The sequence below is a fragment of the Variovorax boronicumulans NBRC 103145 genome (genome assembly GCF_001591345.1).
GTDB classification, from domain to species: Bacteria; Pseudomonadota; Gammaproteobacteria; order Burkholderiales; family Burkholderiaceae_C; genus Variovorax; species Variovorax boronicumulans.
Genome location: NZ_BCUS01000227.1, coordinates 1 through 3,863 on the forward strand (window position 1 = coordinate 1; position 3,863 = coordinate 3,863).

Genomic DNA, 3,863 nt, shown 5'->3' on the forward strand with positions numbered 1-3,863 from the left:
CCGGCACCGGCGTCGATGCCGCGCATCGCCTGCAGCTGCTGCGCGAAAGCCTCGGCGTCGGTGCAGCCGTAGTCGGCCTCGAGGCGCGCCGCCTGCTGGTCGAACGCGGTGCGCGCGGCCTGTTCGGCGCGCAGGTCTTCGAGGATCTGGCTGGGCTGCGGGCGCACGGCATGGGCGGCGAAGTCGTAGCGGCGCTTGAGTTCGCCCGACAGGCGCCACCACGAGGGCTGCAGCCAGCGCAGCAGCGAGCCCTGTTGCGCGCGGGCCTGCGCCAGCGCGGCTTCGGTGTCGCCGGGCGAGAGCTTGTCGCGCCAGTGGGCGGTGCGCTGCAGCTGCGCGTCGAGCGCCTGCTGCAGGGTGCGTCTTTCGTTCAGGGCGTTGCCGAGCGCGAGGCTGCTCGGGTGCGCGGCGTCGAGCAGCGCCAGCTGGCCGCGCGCGGCCAGCGCCGCGACGCTGCGCGCATCGGCCACCACGGCCAGCGCATCGCGCCACAGCACGCCGGCCTCGGCCAGCGGCGGCCAGGCGTCGACCAGCGCATCGCGGCAGGGGGCGCTCAGGTCGATGGCGCGTTCGCTGCGCTCTACCAGCCGGGCCAGCGGTTTCTCCTGCGCCAGCAGCGAGGGCGCGAGCTGCGCGAACACATGCTGCGCGAAGCTGGGCGCGCCCAGGCTTTCGGTCACGGCCAGGTGCAGGCGCGACACCAGCTCCGCGTGCCGGCGCCAGGCCGCGAAGGCGGGCAGCGCCTCGGCCTGCACCGGCGTGAGCGACGGATCACCGGCCTTGAGCGCCACCAGCCGCGAGAGCAGCTCGCGCAGCGTCACGGCGATGTGTTCGGGCACGTCGTGCATGGCGGTGTCGAAGCGTTCGAGCGCGCGCAGGTCGAGGTCCATGGCGTCGAGCACCTGCGTGCGCTCGGTGCTTTCCTGGGCCAGCGTGCCGGGCGCTTCGAGCCACAGCTCGTAGGTCTTGCGCAGGTTCTGCACGAAGGCCTTCTTGTCGCCCTGCGAGTCGTGGATCATGCAGCACAGCTCGTCCAGCCCCTGCTGGCGCAGGCGGTGGAACACGACGTCGATGGCGGCGCGCTTCTCGCAGACGAACAGCACGCGCTGGCCGCGGCCCACGTAGTCGGCGATCAGGTTGGTGATGGTCTGCGACTTCCCCGTGCCCGGCGGGCCCTGGATGATGTAGCTGGTGCCGGTGCGCGCCAGCGCCACCGCGGCGGTCTGCGTGGCGTCGGCCTGCACCACGGGCCACTGGTCGGCCAGCGGCAGCGCGGGCGGCGTCTCGCCGTCGACGCGGCGCGGCTGCAGCGAGAACACGCGGTCGAAGGCCTCGCTCGCCAGGTCGGATTCGGCCAGCCCCGAGTAGTCGCGCACCAGCGACATCTTGCGGTGGTTGAAGTTGCCCAGCGTCACGGCCGTGAGGTCGATGTCCCACTGGTAAGGGTTGCCGCTGCTCTCGCGCAGCGCGAAGGTCTTGCGCTCGGTGTCGCTGGTGTCGGTCGTGGCCGTGGCCGCCATCTGCGGCGCGCGCGGCTGCGGCGCGCCGCCGATGGCCTCGCGCACCGGCAGCGGCACGGGGCGCACGCGAGCATGGAACAGCTGCAGCCCGCGCGGGCGGAAGTCGTCCTGCGCGTAGCTGAAGTCTTGCGCGGCCACCGGCACCGCCGAGGGCGAGCGCACGCGGGTGCGGCGCTTGAACTGTTCGAGCCGCTGGCGCGCGCGCTGGTGCATCACGGCGATCTCGGGCTGCTTCACCAGCCGCAGTTGCACGCCGGGTTCGCTCTGCGCGATCTGCGCCGACAGCTGGGCGTGGAACTGTTCGAGCGAGGTCTCGCGCAGGTCCACCGCCTCGGGCAGCGCGATGCCGTAGAGCTGGCGCAGGTGATGGCGCAGCGTGGGGTTCACCTGCGCCTCGCTGGCCGAGGCTTCGAGCAGGTACTGGTCGCGCACGCCTTTCTTGCGCGTGAGCTCCACCGGCAGCATCAAGAGCGGCGAGGCGATGCGCTCGGCGCGTTCGGCTTCGCCCTCCTTGAGGTTGTGCCAGCGCAGGAAGGCGATCACCAGCGACAGCTGCGAGAAGCCGTACTCGGCGCGGTCACGCCGCGCCTCCTGCAGGATGCGGTCGAGCGCGCCGGGCAGGTAAGGCTGGTCTTCGAAGCGCAGCCAGCGCGCGAGCGGCACGGGGTCGCAGCTCGCGATGTCGGCGGCAAAGCGGCCGTCCCACACGCACAGCTGGTCGGTGCGGATGCTGTTCAGGTCGACCACCAGCGGCACGCTGGCGATGGTGAGGTTCACATGCGCCTGCGTCGGCTTGAAGTACAGCAGGCGGTTGCGCCGCGACAGGTCGAACAGGCGGTCGCGCAGGTGCAGCTGGATCGCCTGGCGGCGCTGGCCCGCGCCGTCCCTTGCCGGTGCGATGCGGTCCAGGCCGAGGTCGACGGGCTGGTCGCGGTAGGTCTCGAGGCGGCGGATGACCGAGGGCAGGTCGCGTGCGCGCTCGTGGCGGTCGAGCGCGGTCATCTCGAAGATCACGGCGGCCACCACGGGGTGCAGCCGGCGGTTCAACTCGAACAGGTTGCCGCGGTGCGTGGCAAAGCGGGTCAGGTCGTCGCCGTCGGTGAAGTCGAGCCCGCATGACAGGCTGGCCAGCACCTGGCCCAGGCACAGGATGTCGCCGAGCGCGTCGTGGTGGCCCAAGCGCAGTTCCCACGCGGCGTAGCCGGGCAGGTAGACGGGGCGCGTGGGCACGGTGTCGGGGCCGGCCTCGGGCATCACCGCGAGGTTCTCGAGCGCGACGCCGGCTTCGGCATCGACGGTCAGGCGCGTTTCGCCGACCACGCGCAGCACGGAGGCGGCGGGTTGTTCGAGTGGCGCGATGGCCTCGGGATGGCGACGTGGTGCCGTGCCTTCAGGCTGGACGAGCGCCAGCGCGGGTTCGGCGGGCGCGTCGGTCACGCGGTAGGCGAAGGCGTTGCCGAGCGCGGCGACGTGGCCGAGTTCGTGCAGGGCCGAGACCTCGCGCAGCAGCGGCAGCACGAGCTTGAGCACGTCGTCGGTCTGCAGGCCGCCGTGGGCCTCGGCGGTGGCGAGCAGTTGCAGGAGCGGGGCGGGAGCGAGGGTCATGCGGCGGCAGCCTGCGAAGAAGAAGTGGCGGCCTTGTCGAGCAGGGCGGCGGCGTCGCGCTTGACGCGGGTGAAGTTGCGCTTGGACAGACCCAGGTCTTTCAGCACGCGCTGTTCGAAGGGCGTGTCGCAGCCGAGCGCATCGGCCAGGCCCAGCGCGGCGGCGAGGGTGACGTCGTCCATTTCGGGATCGGCGGCGACGAAGTCGACCAGCACGCTGGCCAGGTAGTCGTGCAGGCCGGCGGGCGCGGGCTCGGGCGGCGGCATCGCCGACGTGGGCGGCGCGAAGTCGGGGAAGAAGCGGCGCGCATGCGCCAGCAGCGAGTCCGACTGCAGCACGGGCCGCTGCAGCAGCTGCGCCAGGGTGCCGCGCGTGAGGGCACTCACGCGCTGCTGGCCGAGCATGTCGAGCGTGCCCAGGTCGAGCGGACCTTCGAGCGCGGCGGCCAGCCATTCGTCGGCGTCGTGCTCGCGGCCGGCCCACAGGCGCAGCGCGCGGGCGCGCACGAACACCTCGGGGTGGCTCACGCCGCGCGTCTGCAGCGCCTTGTTGTTGGGGGCGGCGCAGATCTCTTCGGCCTGCGCCAGGTAGCTCGCCACGTTGACCTGCGTGAGGCCGGTCTCGATCTTGATGAGCGCGCTCACGGCGGGCTCGAGCGCGCCGCAGGCCACGCAGCCGCCGCGGTCGGCAAAGGCCTCGGTGTACAGCGCATGGCGCCGCGCGGCCTGCAGGTGGCTC

At 72.6% G+C, this 3,863-nt stretch carries 2 protein-coding genes; both read right to left on the reverse strand.

The features are described from left to right. Positions 1-3,125 (reverse strand): DUF4011 domain-containing protein (locus VBO01S_RS31000; protein ID WP_157627539.1); only part of this gene is annotated, 3,125 nt, incomplete at its 3' end. Next, the coding region (locus tag VBO01S_RS32940) for a M48 family metalloprotease (protein ID WP_502688680.1) at positions 3,122-3,863 on the reverse strand (742 nt) is incomplete at its 5' end. The genes VBO01S_RS31000 and VBO01S_RS32940, both read right to left, overlap by 4 nt.